We start from the raw sequence: 21819 nt of genomic DNA, 5'->3' as shown, positions 1-21819 counted from the left end.
CAGCCACTTCGATGCTTGACAGGCTTGGCCTCGCAACCTTATATCCGCGCGACCTTGGCGAACGCGCCGATATGCCTGCCGATTTAAGCTGGATTTCGGGCCTTCGCCGCCCTGGCGGGGTAGCTCAGTTGGTTAGAGCACGGGAATCATAATCCTGGGGTCGGGGGTTCAAGTCCCTCTCCCGCTACCAAAAATCGAATAAGTTACTGAAATAACTAGTAAATCATGCATATGTGGTAGCGCCCCCCAGACGGCTCCAGCTGGAGCAAGGTCATTTCCATTGCTGCAGAGCGCCGGACTTCGCGTCGTTGCCGTCCAGAACCCACTGACCTCGCTTGCAGACGACGTCGCTGCCACTGAACGGGCCATCGAGGCCGCGCCGGGAGATGTGATCCTCGTTGGCCACTCCTGGGGCGGAATGGTGATCACCGAGGGCGGAACGGCGGACAAGATCAAAGCCTTGGTCTACGTTGCCGCCTTCGCCCTGCCGAAGGGCCAGTCAGTCACCAGCGCTACGGCGGGAAGTCCGCCGGCGCCTTGGACGTCGACCCCTGCAGAAGGACAGCGGCGACTTCCTGACCGTACCCCAGGAGGGGCTGGGCAAGTATTTCGCTCAGGACGCGACGCCCGAGGAGGTTGCGGTTCTCGCGGCGACGCAGCAGCCATCGGCGGCCCGTCTCTTCGACGAACGGCTGACCCGGGCGGCGTCCGAGACCAAGCCCAGTTGGTTCGTGGTTGCGAAGGCTGACGGTGCGATCCCGCCGGCGTTCGAAGGTTCGATGGCCAAGGCCATCAAAGCGCATATCACCGAGCTCGAGGGCAATCACTTGATCATGTTGACCAAACCTCGTTCGGTCGCAGACGTGATCATCGACGCTGCAAAATCGGTGCGGTAGCTGTGACGGCGATGTCTCGATAGCGGTGGCAGCGCGCCTAGTGTGCGCTGTCGCTTAGGACTGTGCGAGTGGCGCCCTCTCGTGACCATCCAGCGACGCTTGCCGCGGGTCAAACTTAGCTATCCACATGCCATTGTGCGCCAAGGCCCGACACGGTGACTTACGGGCCCCTAGCGCGACTAATTCCGCTATGAAGGGACCCTGTCGATTTCAGTTCGTTGCTAGGTCTTTTGGTTCAATAGGTCCGCCAGCAAGTGCCTGCTTGGAACTACGGGCCAAGAGCGAGGGAGGGGGTTCGTTTCTTTCACTCCAAGGCGCCAGCAGGCGAGGTTCTTGTTGCGCAGCTCGTCGGCGTTCTCGGCGACGAACTGGCATGTTCGCTCCAGCGCCTCAATATCGGGATCGGCGCCGACGCGCAGAAAGGCCGGCGAGCAGCGCCTGCACCTCAACGGTCAACGCTCACGATCTGCGCGAGATGGCCGTCGAGGAGCGCCGCGAGTTCCTGGGCGTCATCCCGCTGGACATCCGTATCCAGTTCAGCCAGGCGCTGCCGATGCGCTTCGATACCATGCCCTCCAGTCCGGCCTGATCGAGGAATATCACCTGCACGTGAGGCCGTTCGTGCTCGGCAGGGGCAAGCAAGGCCTCCGCTGCAACTGGTGTCGAGCACATTGATCGATGACGATACGGTTCATTTGATCTATGTGTGCCGCGAGACTGAACGATAAGGCGCTTCAGCGCCAACAGGCGAACCAACACGTACGTCCGCAATGGGCCTGATCCCGGATCTTCGCACCGAGGTCTCACATGTCCGCTCGCGTGCTGGGTACCCTAGCAGCGGACGGTCTGCTCGGCCCCATTTCTGCCGCCTCGGACCGCGTGGGTAGTGGAGAAATACGCCCGATTCCATTCATCCGCCCCCGGCTGTCGCAAAAGTTATATAGCGCACACGATGACATAGGGGGTTCTCAGTTTCATCCTGTCGGGCGTAGCATTGCCGCGGTTCGCTTGCCGACAACTATTCCTGCTGGAATTGACAGGGCCAATCTTCAGGCCTCGTCAAGCCAGAAGGCAACTCGGTCCGGGCGTCTCCGCAAGCCATGTTGATCTGCCACTGGGACAGACCCACCGAATTGGAAAGGTCGACGCCCTCGATACGGGTCAGAAAGAAAAAGGCGCGGTCAAAGTCTATCGGCGCGGTGAACGTCGCTCCTCGGAAGTCCGCCCGTGCGAGATTGGCAAACGAGAAGCGGCTGCCGCTGATATCGGCGTCATGGAACTGCGCACGCCCCAGTTCTGCCTTTGTGAAATCAACATTGGTCAGATTGGCGTCCTGGAAATTCGAGCGCTGCATTTCCGCGCTCGCAAACGCAGCGCCCTGCGCGTCCATACGGCTGAAGTCGGTCCTGTAGCCCTCGATTCTGTCGAACCGGGCGCCTTTGGCGGTCGAGTCGGCCAAGGAAGCACGCACAAGCGTTGCCTTCTCAAGATTTGCGGCAACGAGATTGCTGTTCCTGAGGTCGGTCGAAGTGAAATCAACACCGAACAGGTTCGCCCCGCTCAGGTCCTGTCCTTCTAGGATGAGAAGCTTCTTGTCACACTCGTGCCAATTGACGCCAGGCGTCGCGGCTGCGTCGCAATTTTGAGCGGCAGTGGCGTTCTGCCAAGCAAACACAGTGCAAACCGCTAGAACCAAGCCGGATGCGCCGTAAGCTCTGGTTCGCCTCAAAGTCATTGTTGCTCGACCTCTGCCACTCGCCGACACTCAACCTTACCACATCTGCTGACACTCGAGCCACGGTGACCACCGCCGTCACAGTTGGCGCATTTCTGATATTCAAGCTTTGATGTTAATCAACCGATCAACCCGCGCGTAGGGCGCGATTTGCGAGCGCCTCCCCATATCATCCGCGGTCCAGCAGAGATTCATTTGTCACCGGCCAGGCGCATCATTCCGCAGGTATGTTTGACTAAGCCGAGGAGAGCGGTCGTTCAGGATGGCGCAGTCGCGTGCCAAGATTGGCCTCCGCTCTGGACGTTTGTCTTGCTAATGAGGAGCCTGCTCGGGTGCTGATCGCCACCGCCGGCGTCCGCTGCCGACAAGCGTGAATCCGCTTGGTTCCGCACCGATCGGTACTTGCCGACGGCGAGGTTGACCCGGCACGGGGTGCTCGTCGCGTATCCTGATTCCGCTGTCGGATAAACCCCACGACTTCGCTTAGCGAGGCCGAAGTTGATCTCTGCCATCTACCAGGTCGAACCATCAACCCCGCATATTTGTGTCGTAAGCTGACGTGCCGCGAATACGCCGTTTTCGGTGAGGGAGGATTCGAACTCCGCGCTTGGAAGAGCGTCCTTCTCGTCTTCACCGTGCACGCCGGTTACGTGGGCGGCCGAGTGCCCTTCCGCGCTTCGCCAAACCTGCCGTGGAAAAGGCCTTGCCGTTTTTTTCCGGCGGGGCTTTGGTCAGATCGCGACTAGTAGTGATTTATGCTGAAACTGGTTGCAGAGTCCGGAGTCGGACTTATTTGCGCTGATTAAGAGGCCCCGTCAGCAAACGAACTCGGTCACAGCACTGTATTGGCGGTATCCCTCTACCGACTCGAACCGCGACCGTTTCTTAGGTCGCGCCTACCGTTTTGCACGCCCTCCCCTGCCCGGCCGTGGCGGAAGGTTGAACCAGTTGGGCGACTGCTAGGTTCCAGACTGGAGGTAAGGTCGGCTCGCTGAAAGCACGGCAGGTGGCACGCGGCACATGCGCGACAACGGCGGTGGAGGGTTTGAGAGGGCCGGAGCCCCGACAGCTTTCGGGAGTTCGAACGATATAGTCGAACGGCCGAAATCGGGGCGCAAAGCTGCCATTCGGCACAAAGATAACAAATAGCATCGGCGATCGGCTGAAGCCGCTCCTTCTCAGTCTGCTGGCGAACCGCGTAACCGGGGCAGATTTCCGGGCGAAGGGGTTTGCAGGCGAGCGCGTTCGTGATTCACCCTATGCGTGACGCTACCACCGACTGATTCGTTTGAAGGCTGTCGCTCGCGGAACTCCGCGGGTTGGTTACTGCGCTGATCGGCGAAGTGCGCGGTCCAAACATGGTTCGAAGTGGTCGATCGCAGGGCCGCGTCGCACGGTGCAGAAGGCCATGCATCGTTGATTATGCGCAAACTGCTATCGCGCGCCTAGTCGGAACTCGCGCATCGAACAGTACATCACATCGTCCGTCCCCAGCGCACCGGCGGCCTCCCCGCTCGCAATCCAAATAGACGTCTTTCAGCTGTTTGATTGGCATGTCAGCGTGAGCGAACGCGAGGTCCTGGGCGTCAGAAGCCGACAATGAAGCCGGACTGATTGCGATCAGCACGGTGCCGAGCGTCACAGGCGCGAGGGACTTAACAACTGACATGATCATTTTGAGATCCTCCCCAGCTCCCGTCGGTCAACATCCAGTCCTTGGGGTCGCAGGTGTAGTGCCGTTCGAAGGTCCCGTCCGCGCGCCGCTGCTTGTCGAAACCTCGATGTAAGGCTCGATCGCGCGCTCGTGGACCAGCCAAAGGGGATCTCGGCCGAGGCGTAGCCACTGCCGGCGGCCAACCGTTTCGGGATCGAGGCCGAAGCGATCCTGGTGCGCTCGATCGTCGTGCCGGCCGCGCCTGCCTCCGCATGACGGATGGCGCGGCTTCGCAAATCGCACATGATTTCGTCACGTGAGATGCCGATGTCGCCAAGGACGTCATCGGGTAAACGGCTCAACTGGTCCGTTGCCGACAAGAGAGCTTTTCGCTCGGCGCGGAGGCGTAACCACCTGCGAAATGGACCAATGGCGGCAGCATGAATTATAACCATGATCAGATCCTCCCTTCATTGATCTGAATTGACCGGTACGGAACGGCGCGAACGGCACTCCGGGCGAGAGCGTCAGGCGTCCGCGAGGCAAATTAGGCGTAGTGGTCGATGGATTGGTTTTGCCGCGGCGTGCCCATACGGCGGGCGGTGGCTGGCCCCGGGCCACGCATGTAATAAAGCTCCGGGCGGTAGCGCGGCGCGACGAATTTGCGAAACCCCGCAGCAAGTTTTGTGACGGGAGCCAAGAATTTCATGACTGTTCCCTTTCCCTTCGCCGGCTTGCGCACGAGCCGGCGGGCCTGACGTTGCAACAAGGATATGACAGTCGAACCAGGCTCGGCTGTGGGAATTCCCACACCGGGGAAAACATTGGCGAAATCCGCTCCCAGTTTGCATCCCGGAAAGCGGGACCTACGGCCATCAAATTTCCTTGGATAGGGAGTAAGGTGAAGTACACTTGATTGAACAAGAGACCGTTGTGACAGGCTCTCTGGCCTTCATCTCAAGACTTTGCGATGCCGACCTGGCCGCGCTGACCAAACGGTGGCACGAGCGCAGCTATCGACACAACGAGCTAATCATTTCCCACGGCGACACTGGTCGCGATGTCTTCTTCCTGCTGGAAGGACGTGCTCGCGTGACACTGGTTTCAGCGGACGGCAGGGAGATAGCGTATCGCGATGTCGAACCGGGTGACATTTTCGGGGAGCTCGGAGGCATTGACGGGATTGCACGCTCTGCCAGCGTAGTCGCGCTGGAGGCAACCCGCGCTGCACGGCTGTCCGGCACAGCATTCCGGGATATCGTGATGACCCACCCGACTTTTGCCTGGGTGCTGCTTGAGCATCTGTCTGCCCAGCTCCGGCGCATGACCGAGCGGGTATTCGAATACAGCACTCTGGTCGTGCGAAAACGGCTGATCGTCGAGATCCTGCATCGGGCGGAGAAAGCCGCACTCGTGGACGGCGAGGTGTCCATAAGCCCGGCACCGACGCATTCCGAGCTGGCGGCAACGATGAGCACGCACAGGGAAGCGGTCTCGCGCGAAATGAGCGACCTCGCCAAGAGAGGCCTGATCGAAAAGCGCGGCAGCAGGTTATTGCTGCATGACGTCTCGGCACTACGGGCGCTGGTCGACAAGAAGGAATAGCGAAGGCTGTCGCTGCGGCGGGGGGCACCGCACGTTTCATACTCCTCGGCCGCAAGTGAAGCGTTCCCGCATCTCCCGGTTCAAGGTGATAAAGGCGCTCCCGACATAGCGTCCTGTGCCACGCTCGGCCATTAGGGCGAAAGCCGGCTCGGCGTAGATGATCGACTGGATGTAGAACGCTTCGTGAGGGGGATAAATCCCGCCATACTGAACTGCAGTCAGCGTCTCCCGCCGTTTCCGAGTGTCTTCGTCCAAACCTTCCACGGCAATGCTCCCGATCCCGTCTTCTGGCCCCACTTAGTCCTTCCCGAGGACAAGGCGCAATCGTCGGTCGAAGTAACGCTTGTGAAAGACCTCACGGCCGCTCCGGAGCTTATAGGTCGTCCAGAAGTAAATGGCGTTTCTGTTGCTGCCGGCGAGATCAATCCCGGCCATTGCCTCCATGTTCGGCCTCGAAGCGGTTCGGCGGCATTCCTCAAGAAGTGCCTCGAATGGCACCGTCAGAAACTGCTTCAGTTCCGCTTCCGCGAACAGGTCCTCCACGGGATCGAACTTGCCGATGCCGACCCGCTCGCATTCGCCCAGCGGCCTAGCTGGCTTAATGCTGCGAAACGCTAGTTCAAAACCCCTGATTTCCCCCCTCCACCGGTCGCCGGTCCATCACCTCGCATACCCGCGCGGCGTGTTCAGGTTTGACACGGGGACCCAGGCACACGCGACGAAGCGCATCGTCGAGAAAGTGCTTAGGCCCGGCTTGGCCAGTAACGAAGCGCCATTCCTTCTCGTGAGCCCATTCACCGCGCTTGCGCGTGATGCGAGCAATCACCGCCTCTTCGAGATGCTGCGCCCCCATGTCGGCGAGCGTGAGCGATGGCAGAGCGTTGCGCGCGCATAGGTCACCGGGCGCAGTTTCTCTGCATGGAAGTCACTGATCATGAGGTCAGCAGTATCGAACTCTAGGCACATGCCCGCGAAGTTGCTGCCGTGATAAGCCCACATCGGCAGATGGGTGGGCCGATCTTGCTCATGAGGTTCTGGGCTTTGGTAACGTTCTCCAAGATCAGCGCCATCAAGCAATGCTCCGTTCGTAACAATCAAAGGCAACGTGGGACCCCCTGTCAGGAAGGCGCGGCGACTACTTCGGCACGGCTTTGAGCATTTCACCTTTAATCCTGACGGTCTCAAGCTTGTACGCCCCGCCGTCGTTGTTGAACCATTGACACATAAACCCGCCGGCACTCTGCGCCTCGTTGATCGTCATGTTAGGACCGCCAGACTTTAGCTCCACCACATCGCCAACTTTGAAATCAGACATAAATTCTCTCCCAATGTTTGAGAACGACCAGTAATCAGACGTGGGACGCGGTGGAAAGCGGAATGGAGACCTAGCTAGATTTAGCGTAGCACCCCCTCCTCCTCGGCAGCGGCCTCGAAGGCTTTACGAACATCCCTGGGTGACACCCGGCCCTCAAAGGCGTCGCTGCAGGCTTGCACCGCCAGATTCCACTTCGGTCCCCTCTCGGTCCACTTCATGAGTTCCTCGGCGGCACCCTCGACATTGTTGCAGCCGTAGGTGACCCCAAGTCGGTCAGTCTTGACGTACACCGGAGGGGAGAACCAATGGGTTGCCATGAGGGGGCCGCTCTGCGCTCATCATCGAAGACCGTGGGCATACCGCTTCGCGAACCTGAGGTCCGCTTTTCGTTGCCAGACGGGCAGAGCGCCTAAACTTCAAATCGCACGGCCCAGAGCAGATGAAACTACAGCCGCATGTGTTGCCGGCAGTTCGAACAGCATGGGCAGGTGGCGACACTCGGCTTCGTCCACGATCAGCGCCTCAATAGTCGCGATGGAAAGATGGCTTCTGAGGCGCAGCCGGACAACCGCGGCGAGCTTGTGAACGGGCACCGGTACCGCCCCGGCGTACTGGTCTAGAAGATTGTTGATCTCGGCAACTACTTTTGGATCGACGGCGTGGGGCAATGGCAGCATGAGAGCGCTTCCTTTCGGAAGTAACTCTAAGCCGATCGGGGCGATGAGTCTTGGCGGGTACGTTTTTAACCAAATGTCGCGGACATCATTAGACGTCAGGTCACGCTCGTTAGCGTTGCGCGCATTAGAGCGGCCAGCGCCCGCTGCACAGCCAATCGCAACGCAAGCGTGAACCATTCTCGCGTTACTGTGTTTGTAGGGATGCCGCGCTATTTCTTCGACTTCACCGACACTGGCAAAGTCTTCCTTGACGTTGTTGGTACCGATCTCCCGGACCTCGAAGCTGCAAAGGCGGAGGCGGTAAAGGCCTTGGTTGAGATTACCAAGGATAAGCTGCCGGATGGCCCTTTCGAGAATTTGTGATGACCGTTCGCGACGAGTCCAACGAAACGTTCTTAGAGGCTATGATCAAGTTTGAGATGCGGGCGCGCTAGCTCTGCAAAGATGGTTTCCGATTGGTATCACTTGATAGACAGCTCTCGCTTACAAATAGACAGTTCTCGGTTGAATGAGCGTCGCGCGCGCACAGACATCGATGACCTTCGGCTCTCACTTGATGAAACCCGCCGCGTAATTGCGGCATCCCGTAAGCTGCTGGACCGGATGGCGAACCGGTTCGATGAACACGAGTGGAGGGTTCCTACTCTGGTGAGAGATACACCTTGGCTTCCTTGGCGGCAGCCTCAAAGCCCTTTCGTACCACCTGAGGGTCAATCGGATCGCTCTCTAGATCTGACAGGCAAAGGTTCACCGCCTTGTGCCAGCGGGTCCTCTGCGGGTCCACCTCTTGAGTTGCTCAAGGGCTGCCCTCGCATTGTTGCAGCCATGCCTGTCGCCGGTTTCAGTCTTCACGAACACGGGAGGGACGAACCAATGGGTTGCCATTGAGGGATAATTAGAGGGGGTGGAATGTTTGGTAGAGATGTCTGGGCCGGTGATCGAATTTGGCTCGCGCGAAGAGCGATGCGACCTGCTAATCAGGAAAAAGCCTACCCTCCTCCTTAGCGGCAGCCAGGAATGCCTTACGGGCCTCCTCAGCTTCCATCTCGTCGAATATCACGGCCATGCAAACGCTCACCGCGAGGTCCCAGCAAGGGCCACGCTTCGTCCACTTCAGCAGCTCCTCGCCGGCTGTCTCGGCGTTGTTGACGTTGCGAAGGGTCCCGGGACGCTCGGTCTTGACGGGGACCGGAGGGGAGAACCAATGGAGTGCCATACAGTCACTCTTTGTCGGCCCTATCAAGTTCCTGCAGCAAATGCTTTTGCTCAGCCGGCAGCTCCCGTTCTACGGGCAGATTTAGCAGGTTGCGAAGGTGATTGCGGATTACCTCTGAAGTGATCCACCGCCGCACAACTTCGGCAATAACCTTCTGTTTGGCTTTATCGATTTCAGCCATGTTCCGGCCTGCATGCTTAAAAGGACCGAACTGCACCGCGAGCGGATTTGTTCCTTTGAATGATGGGCGGAATGTTTGGTAGAAATTTCTCAGCAGGGGATCGGATTACTGGCTCGCGCGAGGACCCCCTGCCCTCTCGACCCTATAGAGCGCGCCTCGATCCGCCTTTGGTCCCACAACCCCGGATCGGTCGTCCCGACGTACACCTGAGGTCGAACCAATGGGCTGCCGGGAGGACTATTCGTGGAGGTCGAACGCGACTGACAGTCCGAAGGCCGGGGCCGCAGTGATTATAAGGTAGACCAGCTCATCGTCAGTAACCAGCAGATACGAAGAGTCTCGGCGTATCTCTGCGATGGTCTCCTTTACGGATAAGACTTCACCGCGAGAGGCTTGCAGGATCACTTTCTGAACAAGGTCCTTCGTGGCAGCTGCGGCGGGTGGAGAGTTCGGTTGATCGCCCATCCTGGGAGCCCCCTCAAGCTAAACCCAAGCGATCATTGATGATCCACAGTGGTAAAAAATCAACATACGATTTCGTGTGAAGGGGGCGGAATGTTTGGTAGAAATTTCTGAGCGGGGGATCGGATAACTGGCTCGCGCGAGACTCCCCCATGCGCCCTTCGCTTTCCGCCAGCGAGGCCGTAACATGTTGTGTCGGAGAGTTGGACCCCAACATGGTGAGTCTGAGCCAGAAGTTACGGAGCAAGCAGCCGTTCTGCATCTATTGTGCCGGATCGACTCGCGGCGTCGACATCGACCACGTACCGCCAAGGGGGCTGTTCGATGGAAAGTGGCGACCGAAGGGCGGGGAAGTGACTACCTGCAAGCAATGTCACTGAAGGGACACGCGAGATGGACGATGTCGCGGCGTTCGCAAGCCGCTTCCTGCCCAACCCGACGACGGCTGAACAGCATGACGACGTCAAGCGGTCGATCAAATCTGTGTACCGAAACTATCCCAGCCTAATCGCCGAACTGGGCAGACCGAAGGAGGACGGCCGCTACGTTGAAGGGCGGAGGAGTGCTGGCGGCGAACGGGCCGATCATGTCCTCCGTAATGACTACCTTCGCCGCTCGCATGGGTTTGCCCTTCACCACTGGGTTACTGGGGAGATTGTCGGCCCGGCTGGTGGCGTGTTTGCGCGATGGCATTCAAACTATGAACGATTTCAAGGCCGGCTGCCCCAAGCATTTCTGGACATCCTCGGGGCGGATTACACCATGTCGCAGGGCCGGAAGAATGTGGGAGATCAGTTCAGCTTCAGGTTTGTCAAAGGCATGGAGCTTGGGGTGACCGGGTATTGGGCAATGTTTCGGCAATCGTTCGCGGTCATGGCGTTCGTCTCCCAAAACATGGCTGAACTTCGAGACGCGGCGACCGGGGTTCCTCAAAGGCTATTCCGTCAAGTTCTTGGGGTCTTGGCCCGGTCAGTACGGTCAGCCGTTCCTGACGCCCTATTCCTTCATCAAGTGACCCACCGAGGCACCCGGTCTCGTATGGTATGCTCCAGCGGTACCAGCCAAACCGGAAACCATCTTAACTGAACTGAAGAGGGTTTCCGAACATGTCTTTCATCAGGGCCTATCTCCGCGCATCAACCAAGGAATAAGACGCAGGACGGGCAAGGGAAGACCTTGAACGATTCAAAAAAGAGCGCGGTCTGGCGGTGGCCGCCTGGTATGAAGAGAACGAGAGTGGGGCAACCTTGAAGCGTCCTGAGCTGGATCGGCTCATGCGCGATTGTCATCCCCAAGACGTGCTCTTGGTGGAGCAAGTTGATCGTCTTTCCCAGTTGAACGAGGCCGATTGGGAGAAGCTGAGAGCCGACCTGAAGGCGAAGCAGGTGCGCGTCGTGGCGCTGGACCTGCCGACATCCTGGCAGGCTGTCAGTGATGGAGGCGACGAGTTCTCCCGGCGCATGGCCGAGGCGATCAATAGTATGATGCTGGACATGCTCGCAGCCATTGCCCGCAAGGACTACACCGACCGAAGAAGGAGGCAGGTCCAAGGGATCGAGAAGGCCAAGGCCGACGGGCGTATGCGGGGCCGGCAGGAGGACGCGAAGCGGAACGCCGCTGCCTCGGCGATGCTGAAGACGGGCGCAAGCTGGAATCAGATTGTCGACGTAATGGGCTGCTCTCGGGCGACCGTGGCGAAGCTGGCAAAGCGGGACAGGGCGGCATAGCGAGGAGCGCTCCCGCGACACCTTGCCTGCTTATCGCCGTTCATGCGACCGCGTATGCGGGGTGGCTATTTTGAAGACCAGAAATTTTGCAGATGGATCAGACTACCCCTATCGTGACCGAACTCGATGACGGAGAGGAAGAGCGCGACAGTCCCTTCAATGCCTATCGGTTCGCCGCATCGGAGAACACCAAGGCTATCGTCCAGGAAGCGATCGGGCTGCTCCTGAACTGCGAGGCCCATGTCGGGCTCAGGACGAACAAGCGCCGGAACCGGGATCAGGAAACATTCGACCTGACCGTTGACGCCGTTCTGTCGGGCCTCATGCACCATCACGTCGCCGAGGATCCAGGCGCTCCAACCGCGTTCTCGGCACAAAGAGCCGCTATCGACCACGCGTGTACAGCAAGATGTTCCCACACATTCTCGACCTCATGGCGAAGCCAGAGATGGATTATATCGAACAGCAGATCGCTGCGCCGGTGGAAGGCGCTGCCAGGGCGACGGTCATCCGGTCCGGTCTCCGGCTTCTTGACCGGATCGCTGAGCATGGGGTCGGAATCGATGACCTCGACGAACATCCGCACGGCGAGACCATTGTTCTGAAGCGCGTCAAGCTGGTGTCTACAAGATACTCAGCCAGAACAGGGCTGGCACCTCGATCTGCCGCCTTTTCTCGTTGCGGAAACGTGTATGCTGCAGCTTAGCGCGCTGTTTCCGCCCGGGTGGAGCTAGGCTGTCAGTTTAGTGAAGTCGTGGCGCCGCGCGCGAACATGTGCCAGCAAATTCGTTTCGTTTACGACCCCTGATTGAAAGAGATTCAGCGTGGTCGAGACCAGAATCTGACCGTCTATCGAAGTGCTGTACCATTTAGCGTCGGCGGTTATCTGGTCGACAACCCGCTGGCAAATCGCCCGATCTTTAGGTCTAAGGAACTGACTTTTCAGCACTGGTAGCATCTCGATGCCTTTAAAGGGGAGTCACTTGTCTCCCACGCGACCACGCGTGGGTCTCCCGAGAATGGATACTAAACGCATCTGGACAGAAAATTGCCATTCGTTTGAGCGGTACCGATGCGGGGCGTTGGGTCGATGACGTGGTTGCGATCCCGGCCGCGGTACGGAGGCGGGTCACCGACGACCGCCTCAGGGATACACGCACTTCCTTAGGGGGCGGCCCAGCGGCTTGGGTTAGGGGGCCGCTTGGCCTGACCAGCGAGCGTTCGGGAATGCTCGACTGACTGGTTAGTACATTAGACAAATCTAATGTACTTGAACCCTGCGAACAAAGTACGCGGCGGTAAGAAAGTGGCTGGCACGATTCACTTACCGCGCGCTTTTGCCTTGGGTTCTGGCGAGCTTTCTGACGGGTTTGCAGCCAATTTTGCAGATCGCCGATCTGTTACCCACAGGGACTTTTTCCTCGCCACCAAATCATCACGATCGCCCTCAGCGGTCGCTCGGCTATGCATCGCAGCTGTGGCGTAGTCGGCTCTGTTGGTTCGATAGTCTTCTTTTTGGACAGTCATCGTTTGCTCCCAGTTTCATAGCCCGTCTTTTTGCCCTGGCGGGGAGATTAACTGCCGGTGCCTTACGCGAGTCAATCGATTAAACGACCACCCCGCAGTCGCGAGGGACGGGAAGCAAGCCGACAATTTTGACGTTGGAACGGCTTACAAAGCGCCGGCAACACAGCCGCCCTTTTGTCGGTGTGCGTTGATCGCGTCCATGTTGCCCTTCAGCTCCCCGATACGAGCATGCGCTGAGGGCGGGACGAAGTCTATGTGCCTTGATGGGATGCGGATTATATTCCTATTTTGTGGATGCCGCACCATCGCCGACACGAAGCCGTGCCGGTCCTACGTCCTTCCTCTACGACCGCACAAGATTGTCAACAATCTGTAAAAGTTTTGTTGACAGATAATTGATTTGAGCCTTGACTCACAAAAGTCCGCGTATCGGTCGAGTTCTGTCGCAACAATGCGCGGCCTCCAAAGGGGAAAGAACAATGATCAACAGACGTTCAATAATCACATTCGCCGCACTCGGCGCCGTCTCTGCGCTGGCAATCATGGCCGGCGGCACAATCACAGTGCAAGCCGCCAACAAGGAACTCAAGATCGGCTTTGTCGGCGTGACGAGTGGCGCGGCCGCTGCGTGGGGCACATCCAACGTCCGCTCGATGCAGACGCGCGCCGCCTGGATCAACGAAACCGGCGGGGTGAAGATTGGTGACGAGACCTATGACATCAAAATCGTCACCTTCGACGATCAGAAGGACCCGAAGCGGGCGATCGCCGGCATGGAGAAGATGGCCCAGGAGGGCATCCACTATGTCGTCGGTCCGAATGTCGACGACGGCGCGGCGGCGGTGCGTCCCGTGGCAGAATCCAAGGGCATCATCTATTTTCCTTACGCATTCCCGAAGGAACTCTACACCCCGCCGGCGTCCAACGCCGTGCTCGGCATGATCGCCAACTACCAGTCAGCTCCGGCGATCTACAAATATCTCATGGAAAACAGGGGCGTGAAAAAAGTCGCCTTTGTCGCCGCCAACGAATCCGATCCGCTGAGTCAACGGGATGGCGGTGTTGCCGCGGCAAAGGCGCTCGGGCTTGAGGTTGTAGCTGCCACGGACGTCTACCAAAACGATACCCGCGATTTCACGCCGGTACTGACGCCGATCGTTTTGCAAAAACCGGACCTGCTGGTGCTTTCGGGTGTCGCGCCCGGCAATGCTCCGCTGCTGATCCGCGCCGCGCGCGAGCTCGGCTACGAAGGTCTGATCTCCACCGAAACGGCGCAGGATGCCAAGGTGCTGGAAGAGGGCGCGGGCGAGTTGGCCAACGGTTTCATCTCAGTCGGCGGCGCATCGACGCCCGAAATCGCATCCGACATGATGAAGGAGTTCGTCGACCGCTATACGAAAATGTTTGGCGAATACAATGACGAGTCCAACACCAAGGTCTACGCGCTCGAATACATCATCGAGACGCTGAAGGCGAACCCGGCCGCGATCGACAATGTCGAGGAGTTCAAGAAGACGATCGACACTTTCTCGGCGCCCAATCCCTATCTGAAGGGCGATGCCAAGCTGACCTATGTCGGAATGACGTCGTTTGGCCAGAAGCGCCAGCTTTCGGTCCCGATGGTGGTCACGGAATACCGCGACGGCAAGTTCGAGACGCTCTTCGTCGCTCAAGTCGATTGACGCAATTGCACTGAAGCGGATTGCCGCAGAGGCTCGTGCATTCGCCTTGAGCCTCTGAATGGCCGGGAACCATCCTGATGGAACAAGTCATCGCCAACGGGCTTTATCTTGGTGCGCAATACGCCTTGATCGCGCTCGGTCTGACCCTGATCTTCGCTCTGATGAACGTGCTAAACTTTGCCCATGGGCAGATGTACGTTCTCGGTGGCTTCATCACCTACACCGTCTATGGCCAGCTCGGCATGCCTTTCGTCGTCGCGCTCGTCGCGTCCGGGATCACGCTGCTGGTCATTGGAGCGCTGGTCGAGAAATTCCTTTTCAGAACGGTGATTAGGCGAAGCGTGCGGGAGGAAAGTACGATGCTTCTCGCGGCGGCGGTCGCATTCTTCCTCGACGCCGTGATCCTCCTCCTGTTCGGCGAAAAGCAGCGCGGCGTGCCGAAGATCGTCAACGGCGTCTTCGTCTCCGACAGCCTCATAATGCCTTACGACCGGCTGCTGGTCGGCGCACTCGCCATACTGTTCATCGCCTCCTTCGTGCTTTTCATGCAGTACAGCAAGCCGGGACGCGCCATGCGGGCGCTGGCGCAGGACCGGGTCGCGGCACAGCTTATGGGCGTCGAGGTCGACCGCTATTCGATGATCGGCTTTGCGCTCGGCGCGATGCTTGCCGGCATAGTCGGCGGGCTGCTGGTCGCCATCACCGGCGTCAATTCGGGCATCGGCGGGCCGATCTCGATCAAGGCGTTCTTGATGGTGATGATCGGCGGCGCCGGCGTGGTCAGCGGAGCGATCGCCGGCGGCTTCATCCTCGGCATGATGGAATCGGTCGGCCTGACGGTGCTACGCCAATATGGCGACGTCACTTATCTCGTCATCTTCGCCGCGCTGATGGTGTTCCTGAGCATCCGCCCGAACGGGCTCATGGGCAAGCCGTGGGGGTGATCGACATGAAGCGTACACGCAACATCCTCGGCGTCGCTGTCTTCCTGCTGGTCGTACTCATCGGCGTGCCCTGGCTGATCGAGGCGACGGGTCGGCTCGACCTCTACTACACGCTGACTTCGGTCGCGCTGCTCAGCATCGCCAGCGCCGGGGTGTGGGTGACTTTCTACATCGGCCGCATCAATATCGGCCAGGGTGCCTTCGCGCTTATGGGCGGCTATGTTTCGGCCATCCTTGTCGTCCAGTATGGTGTGTCGTTCTGGCTGACACTGCCGCTGGCTGGGCTATTCTGCGCCGCTGCAAGCGTGCTGATCGGGCTGCCCATCCTCAGGCTTCGCGGCGTCTATTTCGCCATGGTCACGCTGGTTTTGACCGAAGTGGCGCGGCTGCTCGCACTGGCACTGCCGATCACCAACGGAGCCAAGGGCATGGTCAGCATTCCGCTCCCCGGCGGCATCTCGATATTCGGGCTGACCATCCTTCCGGATTTCGCGACGCTCGCCAATCCGCGTCCCGCCTTCTATCTGGTGTCGGTTGTGCTGATGGTGCTGTGCTTTGCAGCGCTCTACCGCCTAGTCCATTCGCGCATCGGCAAACTCTGCCAGTCGTTGCAGCAGAACGAGGAACTGGCCTCCTCGATCGGCGTCAATATCGCCTATCTGCGCGTCATCGCCTACGCCATCTCCTCGTTCCTCGGCGGTCTCGGCGGCGCGATGTTCGTCGCCATCTCTCAGTCGATCTATCCGTCCAGCTTCACCGTCACCGACTCGGTGAACTTCATGCTGAACTGCTTCCTCGGCGGGCTCAGCTACGTCTTCGGGCCGATGATCGGCACCTTCGTGCTCTATTTCGGCTGGGATTTCCTGTTCGAGACCGGCGAGTTCCAGTTGCTGATCTTCTCGTCGGTGCTGATCGCGCTGATGCTGTTCCTTCCCAACGGCCTGCTCAGCCTCCGGCTGTTCGGCAGGAAGCAGGGCTAGGACCATGACCGACCTTCTCCAGATCAAGGCAGTGACCAAACGCTTCGGCGGGCTGGTCGCGGTCAACAATGTTTCCTTCGCGGTCCGCGAACGCGAGATCCTTTCCGTCATCGGCCCCAACGGCGCCGGCAAATCGACGCTGTTCAAGCTGATTTCCTCTTTTCTCAATCCGACCTCGGGCGAAGTGCTGTTCCGGGGAGAGCGGATTTCAGGCCTGGCGCCGCATATCGTCGCCCGGAAGGGCGTCGTGCGCACGTTCCAGGAGACGACGATCTTCAAGGGCATGACGGTGCGCGACAATGTCATAATCGCGCATCACCTGCGTTCCAATGCCAGCCTTGCCGGCTTCTATCTCGGCACGAATACCGCACGGCGCGACGAAGATGAATTCGGCCGCTCGGCCGACGAGATCATCGACTTCCTCGGTCTCGGCGCGCAACGGCATGAGATCGCCAGCACGCTGCCGCACGGCCATCTGCGCGCGCTCGGGATTGCCATCGGGCTCGCCACGAACCCGACCGTCCTTCTGCTCGACGAGCCCTTCGCTGGCATGAACCATGACGAAACCGTGCGCGCGGTGGAGATGGTGCGCGGCGTGCGGAAGCGCGGCGTGACTGTCCTGCTGGTCGAGCACGATATGCCCGCCGTCATGAACATTTCCGACCGAATCGTCGTCCTGAACTTCGGTGTGAAAATCGCCGAGGGAACGCCGAAGGAAATCCAGGAGAACGAAAAGGTCATCGAGGCCTACCTCGGCGCCGAAGATGAGACGATCGGATTTTAGCCATGAGCGAACTGCTGAAAGTCTCCGACGTCGAACTCTACTACGACCATGTCTATGCACTGAAGGGTGTGTCGCTCAACGTCAACGAGGGCGAGACCGTCGCGCTAATCGGCGCGAACGGCGCGGGCAAATCTTCGATCCTGCGCGCCATCACCGGCCTGAAGAAGGTCCGCAGCGGCGAGATTCATTTCCAGGGCCACCGCATCGACGGAACGCGCCCTGACGAGCTGGTCAGGATGGGCATCGCCATGGTGCCGGAGGGTCGGCGCGTCTTTTCCTACATGACGGTGCGCGACAATCTGATGATGGGCGCCTTCACCCGCATCGACAAGGCCGAAATCGCAAGGACGCTGGACATGGTGCTCGGGCGCTTCCCGCGCCTGAAGGAACGCTATTCCCAGACGGCGGGTACGATGAGCGGCGGCGAACAGCAGATGCTGGTGATCGGGCGGGCGCTGATGGCCAAACCGAAGCTTCTGCTGCTCGATGAACCCTCGCTCGGCGTCGCGCCGAAGCTCGTTCAGGACATCGCCCGCTCCATCGTGGCGATCAATCGCGACGAAAAGGTCAGTGTTCTCTTGGTCGAGCAGAATTCGCGCATGGCGCTGCGCATCTCGCAGCGCGCCTACGCACTGACGACCGGAAAGATCGCGCTGGCCGGACATTCGGCTGAGCTGCTTGGCGACGACCGGGTCAAGAAACTCTATCTCGGCGGCGAAATATGAAAGCGCAAATGGACGTACTCGTCGTCAATCCCAACACCACCGCGTCCATGACCGAAAAGATCGGCGAGGCGGCGCGCCGCGCGGCTTCGGCCGGCACCAGGATCATCGCCGTCAATCCGAAGGACGGGCCGCCGAGCGTCGAAGGCTATTTCGACGAGGTCTTCGCCATCCCGGGAATGATCGGCGAGATCCAGAGACATCCGGCGGCGAGCGCCTGCGTCATCGCCTGCTTCGACGACACCGGCCTCGACGCAGTACGCTGCGTCGGCGAGATGCCGGTGGTCGGCATCGGCGAAGCGGCGTTTCACATGGCGAGCCTGATTGCCGGCAAGTTCAGCGTGGTGACGACGCTGTCGCGTTCGGTGCCGGCGATCGAGCACAATCTGGTGCGCTACGGCCTCGCCAGCCGCTGCGCCAGGGTGCGGGCAAGCGACGTTCCCGTTCTGGAGCTCGAAGTGCCCGGCTCCAACGCCCGCCATCGAATTTCGGAGGAGATCGAGCGCGCCATCCGCGACGACCGGGCCGAAGCGATTGTGCTGGGATGCGCCGGCATGGCCGACCTCGCCGCCGCGCTCAGCCGCGAACATAGCCTTCCCGTGCTCGACGGCGTCGCCTGCGCAGTAAAACTCTGCGAGAGCCTCGTCGGCCTTGGCCTGTCGACCTCAAAGCGCGGCGGCTACCAGGTTCCACTCGAAAAATCCTTCGCCGGAATCTTTGCGCCCTTTTCGCCCTCCGGCCGTCTATCCTGATGCGTGCAAAATTGTTGACATTCCCACACAGGATGTTCGATGTGCGGCCGGAAACGCGGTGTTCGTGCCGCTATGCGATCCGGCCGCCGGGACAATGAGACGATGGACCTGCTTGGGCCAAAGCCACGGGATGGCGACAAGCCGACGATGCGCTGGTTTCCGGTCTATGCCGGCCTGCGCGACGCCATCGTCAGCCACCGCCTCGCACCGGGCACAAAACTACCCGAGGACGAACTCGCCTCGATCTATTCGGTGAGCCGCGCGGTGATACGCGCGGCGCTGCAGGCGCTGTCGCATGACCGCTTGGCTCGGCTCGAGCCGAACCGCGGCGCGTTCGTCGCCCAGCCGACCAAGCAGGAAGCGCGCGAGGTCTTCGAGGCGCGGGCGCTGATCGAGCCCAAGGTCGCGGCGCTTGCCGCCGAAGTGGCAAAGCCGGCCGAGATCGCGCAACTGCGGCTTCATCTCGAAAAAGAGCACGAGGCCCTGCATGCCGGCCGCGACAGCGACGCCATCATGCTGTCGGCAAAATTCCATGTCGGCATAGCCGAAATCGCCGGCCATTCTATCCTGACCGCTTTCGTCAAAGACCTGCTGTCGCGGTCGTCGCTGATCATCGCGCTCTACTGGCGCCGCCGCGACACCACCTGCGAAAGCCACGCCCATCACGCCCTCGTCGATGCCATCGAAAAGCACGACGCACAAAACGCGTCCGACCTGATGCGAAGCCATCTCGTCGAACTTCTGTCGGGCCTTGATCTGTCACTTGGCGAGAAGAAGCCCGAGAGCCTGTCGGACATCTTGCGCTGATCTGCGCCGTCAAACTCTTCGCCAAGCTTCGCATTGCAGATGTCGTCGCGATGCTGGACGAATATCGGATCACCCGCAACCGACACCGGCCAACGAAGCTCGCGCGTAAGTGGCCGCTCTCAAAGGTAGTTAAGCCGAAGTGCCATACTTGATCGCCCCCGATTGGGCGCTGACGGCGAAGCCAGGATGCACGTCACCCCGCAATCCTGACCTGGCGCCTACCCCTGAAACGTCCCAATGCGACATTTCTACTTGCCAGCAACGCGACATTCGAACTTGGTTGCAACATGATCCCCGGTTGATTGGCGATCCTGCTCCCGGTCCACCGGGTTCCGAAACGGCACTATCGCCATCTTGGGACGTTCAATGCAGGGAACTTCGCGATCCGACCCTTCTCGGACCTTCCCTGAATGCAAGATCACGGGCAGGTTCTGACCCTCATTCCCGACCTTGACAGCCAAGTGCAATATGCGCCAGTTGCGTCTTCGGTCGTTGCAAGCCGTTGACACGATATGATTCAGCATTGTTGGGCGGTAGCCCGAGGATTGAATCCGATATTCGCCTTGCTGGAATGTCTAATGCGACTCCGTCATGATCTTTCCGGCCTGCCAAAGCCGGTGACGCCAATGCAGGTGACGAGGTCAGGCTAGATCAGTGCAGCAGATCCGCCCGGCGACTTTTCTTTTTGCGGCCCGAGCCCTGCGGGACATGGGCGACGGCTTCGTGGCCGTTCTGTTGCCGGTCTATCTCCTCGCATTAGGCTTCGCGCCTCTGCAGGTCGGCATCATTGCAACCGCATCGCTGCTCGGTTCAGCGCTCTTGACCATCGCCGTCGGACTCCTTGGTGCCCGACACGATCACCGCCAACTCCTGCTTACCGCCGCCAGTCTGATGGTCGCCACGGGTGTGGCCTTTGCTGTCGTCCACGACTACGCGCTGCTTTTGGTGATCGCCTTCGCAGGCACCATCAACCCGTCGGCCGGCAGCGTCAGCGTATTCGTGTCCTTAGAGCATGCCGTGCTAACACGCGAAGTCACCGACGCCGCGCGGACCAAGATGTTCGCGCGCTACAGCCTTGTGGGTGCGCTCGCAGCCGCGGTTGGCGCGCTCGCTTCGGCGACACCTGATCTTCTGGCTCCAGCCGGCCTCGATCAACTCACCGGCATCAAGGCGATGTTCGTGCTCTATGCGTTGCTGGGCCTGCTCGGCGGTCTCCTTTACGCGCAGATCCCGCAGCGCCGTCCAACGTCGGACTCCGGCAGCACGTCCGCGCTTGGCCCCTCGCGGAATATCGTTTTCAGGCTTGCGGCCCTTTTTAGCCTTGATGCCTTTGCCGGCGGCTTCCTCGTCCAGTCGTTGCTTGCCCTGTGGCTTTTCGAAAAATTCGACCTGTCGCTTTCGGAAGCGGGCTTTTTCTTCTTCTGGTCCGGCGTCCTTTCGGCGTTCTCATCCCCCGTTGCCGCCTGGCTGTCGCGGCACATCGGACTCATCAACACGATGGTGTTCACACACATTCCGTCCAGCATCGCCCTGATGCTGGCGGCGCTTGCGCCGACGCTCCCTCTGGCGCTCGCCCTGCTGCTGATCCGTGCCGCGCTTTCGCAGATGGACGTCCCGACGCGCTCATCTTACGTCATGGCAGTCGTCACGGAGGCGGAGCGGGCAGCCGCCGCGAGCTTCACATCGGTACCGCGCAGTTTGGCTGCCGCAGCCAGTCCCGCCCTGGCGGGCGCTCTGTTCGCTGCCTCGTTCCGGGCATGGCCCCTCCTGATCTGCGGCACACTCAAAATCATTTATGATCTGCTGCTGCTGATGCCGTTCCAGAACGTCAAGCCGCCAGAGGAACGCTGATATTTGGGTTGCTTGACCGGGAGGGGTCAATGGCGAAGGCAAATGTTGGAAAGGTCGTCGATCATTTCGGCTCTGACTCCGGACTTGTTGAATGCCTAATGTGACCCGACATCCTCGACGCGAGGCCTGCAGACCATCACCCGCCAGCGCAGCAGACAACGAAAGTCTCCGCTGGGCTCTGCCGATCAGGCAGGCCGTGCTTTGTAAAAGCGGCACCAACCATCGGGGCTAATTTCACCGGCGACAATCTCGGATGCATTCGGCTTCAGGAAATGGGAGCACCCGGCGCAGCGGCGACCTTT

24 protein-coding genes, 1 tRNA gene and 2 pseudogenes are annotated in these 21819 nt (G+C 59.8%); 16 read left to right on the top strand and 11 right to left on the bottom strand.

The features are described 5' to 3' along the window. The first annotated feature begins 113 nt into the window (after positions 1-113). Together NKJ12_RS12530 and NKJ12_RS32265 are read left to right on the top strand one after the other, a co-directional pair. Positions 114-190, top strand: a tRNA-Met gene (locus NKJ12_RS12530). Between the two features lie 90 nt (positions 191-280). After that, a complete protein-coding gene (locus tag NKJ12_RS32265; protein ID WP_502905707.1) occupies positions 281-748 on the top strand; it encodes an alpha/beta fold hydrolase in 468 nt (155 codons plus the stop codon). Positions 749-1213: 465 nt separating this feature from the next. Here the strand turns inward: NKJ12_RS32265 and NKJ12_RS32260 are convergent. The 3 genes and pseudogenes from NKJ12_RS32260 to NKJ12_RS12510 all read right to left on the bottom strand — a co-directional run. Then, positions 1214-1337, bottom strand: a pseudogene (locus NKJ12_RS32260) (DUF4326 domain-containing protein); the annotation flags it as partial. Between the two features lie 577 nt (positions 1338-1914). Next, positions 1915-2631, bottom strand: a complete 717-nt coding sequence (locus NKJ12_RS12515; protein WP_352702922.1) for a pentapeptide repeat-containing protein — start codon at positions 2629-2631, stop codon at positions 1915-1917. 2201 nt (positions 2632-4832) lie between these two features. Then, complete coding sequence (locus tag NKJ12_RS12510; protein ID WP_167522729.1) at positions 4833-4994, bottom strand: hypothetical protein; 162 nt, start codon at positions 4992-4994, stop codon at positions 4833-4835. A 224-nt stretch (positions 4995-5218) separates the two neighbouring features. Between NKJ12_RS12510 and NKJ12_RS12505 the strand changes: the two genes are divergently transcribed. Next, positions 5219-5890 (top strand): Crp/Fnr family transcriptional regulator, encoded by a 672-nt coding sequence (locus tag NKJ12_RS12505; RefSeq protein ID WP_352478425.1) that lies wholly within the window; start codon positions 5219-5221, stop codon positions 5888-5890. Positions 5891-5926: 36 nt separating this feature from the next. Here the strand turns inward: NKJ12_RS12505 and NKJ12_RS12500 are convergent, their stop codons facing one another. Then, on the bottom strand, positions 5927-6154 hold the full coding sequence (locus NKJ12_RS12500; RefSeq protein ID WP_352506240.1) for a hypothetical protein: 228 nt from the start codon (positions 6152-6154) through the stop codon (positions 5927-5929). Between the two features lie 81 nt (positions 6155-6235). Here NKJ12_RS12500 and NKJ12_RS12495 point away from each other — a divergent pair, with 81 nt between their 5' ends. Further along, positions 6236-6508 carry a hypothetical protein gene (locus NKJ12_RS12495; RefSeq protein ID WP_352478423.1) on the top strand — a complete coding sequence of 91 codons (273 nt, stop codon included), beginning with the start codon at positions 6236-6238 and terminating at the stop codon, positions 6506-6508. Positions 6509-7025: 517 nt separating this feature from the next. Here the strand turns inward: NKJ12_RS12495 and NKJ12_RS12490 are convergent. The 3 genes from NKJ12_RS12490 to NKJ12_RS12480 all read right to left on the bottom strand — a co-directional run bounded on the left by NKJ12_RS12490 (position 7026) and on the right by NKJ12_RS12480 (position 7882). Beyond that, the gene (locus NKJ12_RS12490) at positions 7026-7205 is read right to left on the bottom strand and encodes a YodC family protein (RefSeq protein ID WP_352478420.1); all 180 of its coding nucleotides are present in this window, start codon (positions 7203-7205) and stop codon (positions 7026-7028) included. Between the two features lie 80 nt (positions 7206-7285). Beyond that, positions 7286-7522, bottom strand: coding sequence for a DUF982 domain-containing protein (locus NKJ12_RS12485; RefSeq protein WP_352702920.1), 237 nt, complete (start codon positions 7520-7522; stop codon positions 7286-7288). Between the two features lie 99 nt (positions 7523-7621). Continuing rightward, a complete protein-coding gene (locus tag NKJ12_RS12480; protein ID WP_352478416.1) occupies positions 7622-7882 on the bottom strand; it encodes a hypothetical protein in 261 nt (86 codons plus the stop codon). Between the two features lie 201 nt (positions 7883-8083). Between NKJ12_RS12480 and NKJ12_RS12475 the strand changes: the two genes are divergently transcribed. Next, positions 8084-8245 carry a DUF6894 family protein gene (locus NKJ12_RS12475; protein WP_352702918.1) on the top strand — a complete coding sequence of 54 codons (162 nt, stop codon included), beginning with the start codon at positions 8084-8086 and terminating at the stop codon, positions 8243-8245. 610 nt (positions 8246-8855) lie between these two features. Here NKJ12_RS12475 and NKJ12_RS12470 read toward each other — a convergent pair. Together NKJ12_RS12470 and NKJ12_RS12465 are read right to left on the bottom strand one after the other, a co-directional pair. Continuing rightward, on the bottom strand, positions 8856-9098 hold the full coding sequence (locus NKJ12_RS12470; protein ID WP_352478412.1) for a DUF982 domain-containing protein: 243 nt from the start codon (positions 9096-9098) through the stop codon (positions 8856-8858). Positions 9099-9102: 4 nt separating this feature from the next. Next, complete coding sequence (locus NKJ12_RS12465; RefSeq protein ID WP_352478410.1) at positions 9103-9279, bottom strand: hypothetical protein; 177 nt, start codon at positions 9277-9279, stop codon at positions 9103-9105. Positions 9280-10134: 855 nt separating this feature from the next. Between NKJ12_RS12465 and NKJ12_RS12460 the strand changes: the two genes are divergently transcribed. Continuing rightward, positions 10135-10827, top strand: coding sequence for a hypothetical protein (locus NKJ12_RS12460; protein ID WP_352691722.1), 693 nt, complete (start codon positions 10135-10137; stop codon positions 10825-10827). A 20-nt stretch (positions 10828-10847) separates the two neighbouring features. Next, positions 10848-11468, top strand: a pseudogene (locus NKJ12_RS12455) (recombinase family protein). Positions 11469-11533: 65 nt separating this feature from the next. Here the strand turns inward: NKJ12_RS12455 and NKJ12_RS12450 are convergent. Beyond that, positions 11534-11800, bottom strand: coding sequence for a hypothetical protein (locus NKJ12_RS12450; protein ID WP_352506246.1), 267 nt, complete (start codon positions 11798-11800; stop codon positions 11534-11536). A 116-nt stretch (positions 11801-11916) separates the two neighbouring features. Here NKJ12_RS12450 and NKJ12_RS12445 point away from each other — a divergent pair, with 116 nt between their 5' ends. Then, on the top strand, positions 11917-12174 hold the full coding sequence (locus NKJ12_RS12445) for a hypothetical protein (RefSeq protein WP_352506247.1): 258 nt from the start codon (positions 11917-11919) through the stop codon (positions 12172-12174). Positions 12175-12788: 614 nt separating this feature from the next. Here NKJ12_RS12445 and NKJ12_RS12440 read toward each other — a convergent pair. Then, on the bottom strand, positions 12789-12995 hold the full coding sequence (locus NKJ12_RS12440; RefSeq protein ID WP_352506248.1) for a hypothetical protein: 207 nt from the start codon (positions 12993-12995) through the stop codon (positions 12789-12791). A 479-nt stretch (positions 12996-13474) separates the two neighbouring features. Here NKJ12_RS12440 and NKJ12_RS12435 point away from each other — a divergent pair, with 479 nt between their 5' ends. From NKJ12_RS12435 to NKJ12_RS12400, 8 genes are all read left to right on the top strand, one after another. Beyond that, positions 13475-14677 carry an ABC transporter substrate-binding protein gene (locus NKJ12_RS12435; protein ID WP_352478408.1) on the top strand — a complete coding sequence of 401 codons (1203 nt, stop codon included), beginning with the start codon at positions 13475-13477 and terminating at the stop codon, positions 14675-14677. 77 nt (positions 14678-14754) lie between these two features. After that, positions 14755-15621 carry a branched-chain amino acid ABC transporter permease gene (locus tag NKJ12_RS12430; protein WP_352478406.1) on the top strand — a complete coding sequence of 289 codons (867 nt, stop codon included), beginning with the start codon at positions 14755-14757 and terminating at the stop codon, positions 15619-15621. Positions 15622-15626: 5 nt separating this feature from the next. Continuing rightward, positions 15627-16601 carry a branched-chain amino acid ABC transporter permease gene (locus NKJ12_RS12425; protein ID WP_352702916.1) on the top strand — a complete coding sequence of 325 codons (975 nt, stop codon included), beginning with the start codon at positions 15627-15629 and terminating at the stop codon, positions 16599-16601. Positions 16602-16605: 4 nt separating this feature from the next. Beyond that, positions 16606-17385: an ABC transporter ATP-binding protein gene (locus NKJ12_RS12420; protein WP_352478402.1), complete on the top strand. Its 780-nt coding sequence runs from the start codon at positions 16606-16608 to the stop codon at positions 17383-17385. 2 nt (positions 17386-17387) lie between these two features. Next, positions 17388-18110, top strand: coding sequence for an ABC transporter ATP-binding protein (locus NKJ12_RS12415; protein WP_352478401.1), 723 nt, complete (start codon positions 17388-17390; stop codon positions 18108-18110). An 8-nt stretch (positions 18111-18118) separates the two neighbouring features. Further along, entirely contained in the window at positions 18119-18859 is a 741-nt protein-coding gene (locus NKJ12_RS12410; RefSeq protein WP_352506250.1) for an aspartate/glutamate racemase family protein, read from the top strand. Positions 18860-18961: 102 nt separating this feature from the next. Next, a complete protein-coding gene (locus NKJ12_RS12405) occupies positions 18962-19666 on the top strand; it encodes a GntR family transcriptional regulator (protein ID WP_352506251.1) in 705 nt (234 codons plus the stop codon). A gap of 708 nt (positions 19667-20374) precedes the next feature. Next, positions 20375-21517, top strand: coding sequence for an MFS transporter (locus NKJ12_RS12400; RefSeq protein WP_352702967.1), 1143 nt, complete (start codon positions 20375-20377; stop codon positions 21515-21517). Positions 21518-21819 lie beyond the last annotated feature (302 nt).

It is taken from the genome of Mesorhizobium sp. M0195, assembly GCF_040322115.1.
Taxonomy (GTDB): Bacteria; Pseudomonadota; Alphaproteobacteria; order Rhizobiales; family Rhizobiaceae; genus Mesorhizobium.
Note: the sequence above shows the minus strand (reverse complement) of the source record. Positions and strands in the feature narration are given on the sequence as shown.

Excerpts from the sequence above, each read along its gene's own strand:
- NKJ12_RS12470 (WP_352478412.1), bottom strand. The coding sequence starts at position 9,098 with ATGGCACTCCATTGGTTCTCCCCTCCGGTCCCCGTCAAGACCGAGCGT.
- NKJ12_RS12420 (WP_352478402.1), top strand. The coding sequence starts at position 16,606 with ATGACCGACCTTCTCCAGATCAAGGCAGTGACCAAACGCTTCGGCGGG.
- NKJ12_RS12480 (WP_352478416.1), bottom strand. The coding sequence starts at position 7,882 with ATGCTGCCATTGCCCCACGCCGTCGATCCAAAAGTAGTTGCCGAGATC.
- NKJ12_RS12435 (WP_352478408.1), top strand. The coding sequence starts at position 13,475 with ATGATCAACAGACGTTCAATAATCACATTCGCCGCACTCGGCGCCGTC.
- NKJ12_RS12465 (WP_352478410.1), bottom strand. The coding sequence starts at position 9,279 with ATGGCTGAAATCGATAAAGCCAAACAGAAGGTTATTGCCGAAGTTGTG.
- NKJ12_RS12450 (WP_352506246.1), bottom strand. The coding sequence starts at position 11,800 with ATGGTGCATGAGGCCCGACAGAACGGCGTCAACGGTCAGGTCGAATGT.
- NKJ12_RS12430 (WP_352478406.1), top strand. The coding sequence starts at position 14,755 with ATGGAACAAGTCATCGCCAACGGGCTTTATCTTGGTGCGCAATACGCC.
- NKJ12_RS12405 (WP_352506251.1), top strand. The coding sequence starts at position 18,962 with ATGGACCTGCTTGGGCCAAAGCCACGGGATGGCGACAAGCCGACGATG.
- NKJ12_RS12425 (WP_352702916.1), top strand. The coding sequence starts at position 15,627 with ATGAAGCGTACACGCAACATCCTCGGCGTCGCTGTCTTCCTGCTGGTC.
- NKJ12_RS12475 (WP_352702918.1), top strand. The coding sequence starts at position 8,084 with ATGCCGCGCTATTTCTTCGACTTCACCGACACTGGCAAAGTCTTCCTT.
- NKJ12_RS12400 (WP_352702967.1), top strand. The coding sequence starts at position 20,375 with ATGGGCGACGGCTTCGTGGCCGTTCTGTTGCCGGTCTATCTCCTCGCA.
- NKJ12_RS12490 (WP_352478420.1), bottom strand. The coding sequence starts at position 7,205 with ATGTCTGATTTCAAAGTTGGCGATGTGGTGGAGCTAAAGTCTGGCGGT.
- NKJ12_RS12485 (WP_352702920.1), bottom strand. The coding sequence starts at position 7,522 with ATGGCAACCCATTGGTTCTCCCCTCCGGTGTACGTCAAGACTGACCGA.
- NKJ12_RS12510 (WP_167522729.1), bottom strand. The coding sequence starts at position 4,994 with ATGAAATTCTTGGCTCCCGTCACAAAACTTGCTGCGGGGTTTCGCAAA.
- NKJ12_RS12410 (WP_352506250.1), top strand. The coding sequence starts at position 18,119 with ATGGACGTACTCGTCGTCAATCCCAACACCACCGCGTCCATGACCGAA.
- NKJ12_RS12515 (WP_352702922.1), bottom strand. The coding sequence starts at position 2,631 with ATGACTTTGAGGCGAACCAGAGCTTACGGCGCATCCGGCTTGGTTCTA.
- NKJ12_RS12440 (WP_352506248.1), bottom strand. The coding sequence starts at position 12,995 with ATGACTGTCCAAAAAGAAGACTATCGAACCAACAGAGCCGACTACGCC.
- NKJ12_RS12415 (WP_352478401.1), top strand. The coding sequence starts at position 17,388 with ATGAGCGAACTGCTGAAAGTCTCCGACGTCGAACTCTACTACGACCAT.
- NKJ12_RS12460 (WP_352691722.1), top strand. The coding sequence starts at position 10,135 with ATGGACGATGTCGCGGCGTTCGCAAGCCGCTTCCTGCCCAACCCGACG.
- NKJ12_RS12445 (WP_352506247.1), top strand. The coding sequence starts at position 11,917 with ATGGATTATATCGAACAGCAGATCGCTGCGCCGGTGGAAGGCGCTGCC.